This is a genomic window from Sphaerospermopsis sp. FACHB-1094, from assembly GCF_014696195.1.
GTDB classification, from domain to species: domain Bacteria; phylum Cyanobacteriota; class Cyanobacteriia; order Cyanobacteriales; family Nostocaceae; genus Sphaerospermopsis; species Sphaerospermopsis kisseleviana.
Genome location: NZ_JACJPT010000027.1, coordinates 48,879 through 54,878, shown reverse-complemented (window position 1 = coordinate 54,878; position 6,000 = coordinate 48,879). Strand labels below are relative to the sequence as shown.

6 protein-coding genes and 2 pseudogenes are annotated in these 6,000 nt (G+C 34.7%); 5 read left to right on the top strand and 3 right to left on the bottom strand.

Translation table 11 applies throughout. The features are described from left to right. Window positions 1-630 precede the first annotated feature (630 nt). The 4 genes from H6F47_RS11090 to H6F47_RS11075 all read left to right on the top strand — a co-directional run bounded on the left by H6F47_RS11090 (window position 631) and on the right by H6F47_RS11075 (window position 3,910). Window positions 631-2,430 carry a hypothetical protein gene (locus tag H6F47_RS11090; protein WP_190649184.1) on the top strand — a complete coding sequence of 600 codons (1,800 nt, stop codon included), beginning with the start codon at window positions 631-633 and terminating at the stop codon, window positions 2,428-2,430. 111 nt (window positions 2,431-2,541) lie between these two features. Beyond that, window positions 2,542-2,718 carry a barstar family protein gene (locus H6F47_RS11085; protein WP_190348107.1) on the top strand — a complete coding sequence of 59 codons (177 nt, stop codon included), beginning with the start codon at window positions 2,542-2,544 and terminating at the stop codon, window positions 2,716-2,718. 465 nt (window positions 2,719-3,183) lie between these two features. Further along, entirely contained in the window at window positions 3,184-3,549 is a 366-nt protein-coding gene (locus H6F47_RS11080; protein WP_137669491.1) for a papain fold toxin domain-containing protein, read from the top strand. Between the two features lie 13 nt (window positions 3,550-3,562). Then, a complete protein-coding gene (locus tag H6F47_RS11075; protein ID WP_137669490.1) occupies window positions 3,563-3,910 on the top strand; it encodes a hypothetical protein in 348 nt (115 codons plus the stop codon). 464 nt (window positions 3,911-4,374) lie between these two features. Here H6F47_RS11075 and H6F47_RS27880 read toward each other — a convergent pair. The 3 genes and pseudogenes from H6F47_RS27880 to H6F47_RS11065 all read right to left on the bottom strand — a co-directional run. After that, window positions 4,375-4,524 (bottom strand): annotated as a pseudogene (locus H6F47_RS27880) (type II toxin-antitoxin system VapC family toxin); the annotation flags it as partial. A 187-nt stretch (window positions 4,525-4,711) separates the two neighbouring features. Next, the gene (locus H6F47_RS11070; protein ID WP_190649181.1) at window positions 4,712-5,020 is read right to left on the bottom strand and encodes a hypothetical protein; all 309 of its coding nucleotides are present in this window, start codon (window positions 5,018-5,020) and stop codon (window positions 4,712-4,714) included. A 14-nt stretch (window positions 5,021-5,034) separates the two neighbouring features. Beyond that, complete coding sequence (locus H6F47_RS11065) at window positions 5,035-5,388, bottom strand: hypothetical protein (protein WP_137669165.1); 354 nt, start codon at window positions 5,386-5,388, stop codon at window positions 5,035-5,037. Window positions 5,389-5,697: 309 nt separating this feature from the next. On the opposite strand from H6F47_RS11065, the pseudogene H6F47_RS28855 reads away from it, so the two are divergent. After that, window positions 5,698-5,883 (top strand): annotated as a pseudogene (locus H6F47_RS28855) (hypothetical protein); the annotation flags it as partial. Window positions 5,884-6,000 lie beyond the last annotated feature (117 nt).

Here is a 6,000-nt window from a genome sequence, read left to right as displayed (position 1 = left end):
TCGAAGGGCGGTGTCGAAGGGCGGTGTCGAAGGGCGGTGTCGAAGGGCGGTGTCGAAGTGCGCAGTCGAACTATGTCGAAGTATGCCCACCCCACAAGAGTTTTAAGCTGTTATGCCTTTAACTTGAATAATTAATACAAGCAAGATGCTTGTGCTACTGTAACTTCAGGTTTTTTAATTATACAGTTTAGCTGCACATCAGCTTATTATAGTAAAAACGGATGATTACTAGACTTTTGCCCAGGCAAAAATCTTTGTATAGCAATACTCTTAGCGATTTAAATAGTAAGGCTGTAACCCGTTTTTAGTATATCAAAATTTGTACCTCATAGCAATGTAATCTGCTGTATATCCCACATTCCGAACTTCGCTTTGTAATACATGAAGATTACGAAAATTACGGTTAATGGTGGTTGAATAGCGATCTCCGAATGGCTATAATTAATACGTTTAAATATTGAATAATATCAACATTTTTTGTAAAATTTATTGAAGTATTAACGTATGATATTTTGAAGTGCGAAAAGTCGGTTATATTCGGTTATATATTGATTGTGGGACGGGCTTCTAGCCTGTCCTAGTAAACAATACTATTTGATATTGATTTCATCCCATTTACTGAAAAATTATATGACGTTTCTAATTTGTGATAGTACGAGTGAAAGAATTACTTTGTTAAATGAAATAGCTGCTAGTGGAGAAGCTAAAGTTTGGCGAACTAATCATCATGGTTATTTAGCTAAAATTTACCATTCACCAACACCTGAAAGAATGGAAAAATTAGCGGCAATGATAGCGCACGCACCAAAAGAGCCAAATTCCCATCTTAATCATATTTCTTTTGCTTGGACTAATTCATCATTAAAAGATGATAAAGGTGATTATGTAGGTTTTTTAATGCCAGAAGTTAAAGGTGGAAAAGAGCTTATTAATATTTATAACCCCCAGCTTCGTAAGAGCTTAAAGCTTGAGATTGATTGGCGTTTTCTACACACTACGGCTTTAAATATTGCTTCAATTATTGCAGCATTACATGAAGCTGGTTATGTATTAGGTGATATTAAACCACAAAACATTTTAGTTAATAATCGTGCTTTACCTTCAATTATTGACACAGATTCTTTTCAGGTGAAAAATCCTAAAAATGGTAAAGTTTATCGTTGTTTAGTTGGTTCAGAAGGATATACACCACCGGAATTAATTGGTGAAGATTTTTCTAGGATTGAACAAACGGAAATACATGATAGATTTCGATTAGCAGTAATTATTTATCAATTGTTATTTGGTGGTAATAGTCCTTTTCAGGGAATATGGACAGGTGGGGGAGAAACTCCAGAAGTTAATGAACTTATTAAGCATGGTATATGGTTGTATTCTCAAAATAGTTTGATTGAGCATGTAGAGAGAACAATTCCTATGATAATTGTTCATCCTGCAATTCGGGAATGTTTTCTCAGATGTTTTAATGATGGGTATAAAAATCCTCATTTACGTCCGACTGCTAAGGAGTGGTTAGAGGTTTTAAGAATAGGAAATGATAACTTAACTGTATGTGATAGGGTAGATAGTCATTTTTATAGTAGAACTTATGGTAGTTGTTATTGGTGCGATCGCTCTACAAAGTTGGGTGTTGATATTTTTGCTGGTGTTGTTAAGGTAAAACCATCTCTTATTGTGGAATCACCCCTACAAACCCTCACTGGTCATTCTAACTTGGTTACGTCAGTAGCATACAGCCCTGATGGTAAAACTCTGGCTAGTGGGGGTGACAAGACTATCAAACTGTGGGCTGTAAAAACGGGAAACCTCCTACAAACCTTCACTGGTCATTCTAACTTGGTTACGTCAGTAGCATACAGCCCTGATGGTAAAACTCTTGCTAGTGCAAGTAATGACAACACTATCAAACTGTGGGCTGTAAAAACGGGAAACCTCCTACAAACCTTCACTGGTCATTCTTACTGGGTTGGGTCAGTAGCATACAGTCCTGATGGTCAAACTCTTGCTAGTGCAAGTAATGACAACACTATCAAATTGTGGGATGTAAAAACGGGAAACCTCCTACACACCTTCGTTGGTCACTCTAACTCGGTTTGGTCAGTAGCATACAGCCCTGATGGTCAAACCCTTGCTAGTGGAAGTCGTGACAACACTATCAAACTGTGGGAAGTAAAAACGGGAAACCTCCTACAAATCTTCACTGGTCATTTTCACTGGGTTACGTCAGTAGCATATAGCCCTGATGGTAAAACTCTTGCTAGTGCAAGTAATGACACGACTATTAAACTGTGGGAAGTAAAAACGGGAAACCTCCTACAAATCTTCACTGGTCATTCTCACTGGGTTACGTCAGTAGCATATAGCCCTGATGGTCAAACTCTTGCTAGTGGGAGTGGTGACAAGACTATCAAGATTTGGCGGTTAAAGTAGTCATTGATAGGATTTTATTAGCAATGATCTATTTTATCATCCTGTAAATCCTAAAATTCTGGACATCCTGATTCAGACAATTTTACTAACATATTTCCTCACCATAAATCTATGAATCATAAAGTTTTTTATCTTAACGGTAAAAAAATCAATAACAAACAAACATTTTTAAAACAAGCTGCTGAAGCAATGGAATTTCCTGCATACTTCGGCCATAACTGGGATGGTTTTGATGAATGTATTACCGATTTAACATGGTGTCCGGCTCAAAGATATGTCATATCATAAGATCATGCTGATATCTTTGCTCAAGCTAAACCGACGCAATAACAAATAGCATTAGATATTTTAAATTCAGCCCAGGAATACTGGGAAGGTAATAATATTTTTTTAAAATTTTTAACTATTAAAAAATAGCTTGTCTGAATCAGGATAACCAGGATTTGAGGATGTACAGGATTGTTATTTATAGATTATCTGTGAATAATAAAGATATATTCTCTTGTCTGAATCAGGATAACCAGGATTTGAGGATGTACAGGATTGCAGTTTATAGATTGTCTGTAAATATTTAATGATGATAAATTTTGATGCAGATAAAAAATATAATTCCTATTATTCAAAGAAAACCATAAGTGGTCAAAAACATCCTGTTAATCCTTAAATCCTGGTTATCCTGATTCAGACAAAATCATCATCCTGAAAATCCTTAAATCCTGGATATCCTGATTCAGACAAAAAATATCTTACCTTATGACTAACAATGATATTCGCAGTCAACTAACTGATATAGCTGAACAATTTCATATTTTTGAATGTACTGCTTGTGCTGATGCTTTGCGTCAATTTCTAAATCATCAAAAAATACCTGGTAAAGAAATTAACTTGTTTACAGGAAGTACAGAAGATCCTTTCTGTAATATTTATCATGAAATTCTACAACAAAATATCTCCATTAATGGTAGACATTATGCTATTGCAGTAGAAATTGATGGACAAGAACTAATTTTTGATAACATTCACCCCGAAGGCATTTCTAGGGTAAACTGGATAAATAACTTTTATTGTGTTATCCAAGACTTAGGTGGGGAATTTCAAATTACTGAAACAGAATTTTAACCAGAGGAATATTATGTTAGATTTATACGATTTAATCCGCAACATCCAAAAACGTCCAGCAATGTATTTAGGACGTTCAACTATATCTAACCTGCGTACATTTATAGCTGGTTACAGTTTTGCACGTCGTCAAATGCAAATACCGCAAACTACACAAGAACAGGAATTTTCAAATTTTCAAACTTGGATAAAACAAAAATATAATGTTGCTTATAATCAAACGTGGGATCAGATTATTCTCTTTTTCTCTAAAGATGAAAACTCTGCTTTTGAAGAATTTTTTAACTTGTTTGATGAGTTTATAAACAATGATTCTCTGTCTCAATCACAAGATAGTATAAAAGTCAGTTCAAGAAAATAGTCTGAATCAGGATAACCAGGATTTGAGGATGTACAGGATTGTTATTTTTAGATTGTCTGTGAAGATTGAATAATTAGGGTTTGCTGAGAAAGTCTTTCCGTGAGGGCATAGGAGTCAGGAGTCAGGAGTCAGGAGTCAGGAGGAGATTTGAAAATTTCTTTGCCATCTCTTGAAATCCCAAAAAATGCACACTTTTTCCGGTATACCCTTCAAAACCCTTGCACTAATTTCTGTGTTTATCAGCCTCTAACCTTTGATATATCAAGGTTTTAGGTTTATTCAGCAAACCCTAATTATAAATTCTGATTCAGATAAAAGATATATTCCCTATCATTATCATTAACAAAAAACCATAAATAAATGGTCAAAAACATCCTGTTAATCCTTTAATCCTGAAAATCCTGATTCAGACAAAAAACCATCCTGCAAATCCTTTAATCCTGGATATCCTGATTCAGACATTATTAACTAATACTCCAATCTTCTAAATGCAAATTTGGCACTCTTTCAAAATCCTTCCAATTACGAGTAACTAAAATCCCATCGACTGATAAAGTAATTGCAGCAATGCGTAAATCTTGAGTACCAACGCGGATTTTTTGCTTAACTAATTCGGGTTTGCTGAATAAACCTAAAACCTTGATATATCAAAGGTTAGAGGCTGATAAACACAGAAATTAGTGCAAGGGTTTGGAAGGGTATACCGGAAAAAGTGTGCATTTTTTGGGATTTCAAGAGATGGCAAAGAAATTTTCAAATCTCCTCCTGACTCCTGACTCCTGACTCCTGACTCCTATGCCCTCACGGAAAGACTTTCTCAGCAACCCCTAATTCAGTGTAAATATTACCCGCAGCTTCGGTAAATTGTAGGACATTTAGACTATTTATGTCTTCTAATGTATCCTCTAACCTAGCATAAGCTAAAACTAATTCATTTGCTGATTCGCACCTGTTAATAATATTCAGTCTTCCCCGTAGTTGTTCTGTAGCGGTGATAATAGTTATGGCAATAACTTCAGGATTAAACATGGTTAATTGCTGTCTAATCAAAAAATTACCTCGTTGTAATAAAGATAGATGATCTGTATCTAATATTCTTAAATTATTCACTTCTTTATTAACCTTTATTCATTAATTGCATCTAATTGACGACGATATTCTTCTATATATTCCAACATTTGATCAAATTGCGGATCATCCTTATATTTACCCGCTATTTTCATCCAAGGATTTTCTGTTTTTGGTGCTGCAATTTCTAAAGTCACGATCTTAGCATTTCCTAAACGAGCTTGCAGAATTTTATCTAATGCTTCTATTGCTTCCGTTTCTGTATTTCCTACACCTTGACATTCTGGTAAACTCAATAATGTCGCTTTCACAGTTCCATCTGTTTGATTTTCTATCAATAGATCATAAGTTGATTTAGGTGCAATTTTCAGTGAAGATTGAGACGCAGATTGTTTAATGTCTAAAATCATAATTCTGTCACCTTTTTCTTGGTAAGATAATTATAGCAGAGATTACATAATATATAGCAATAAATCGTTTTTAGTTATAATTGGTGCTTTGATTTGATGATGATGACAAAATCACCATCCTGTAAATCCTTTAATCCTGGATATCCTGATTCAGACAAAATCATCATCCTGTAGTTTATGGATATTTCAATATTTGTTGTTAAAATAGAGCAGTTTCCGTTATTATGACGTACAGATGTTAATGATAAAACTCTTGTAGTGCGGGCATACTTCAATAAGCTCAGTAAAAGTCTTGCCCGCTAATAGTTTCTAAATGAAGAAACGAGTATAAATTTAGCTTTGTTATTTGCGACAGTTCAACCACTTTCTAAACCTGAAAGAATTGCTAATATTGCCCAAGGAATAAAATCCATGAGTTATGAAGAATCCCATTATTGGTTTGCTAAGATTAGTCATGGGAAGCGTAGTCAGGCATTAAAAGCGATGAGGATATTAAGCTGTTACACAGCTAAATTGTATAATCCTAATATTCTGAACTCTTGTTTAACAGGCAAGATGCCTGTTCCACTTATACAAATTAAATGCACAACAGCTTATTAGGAGACTGAGGTT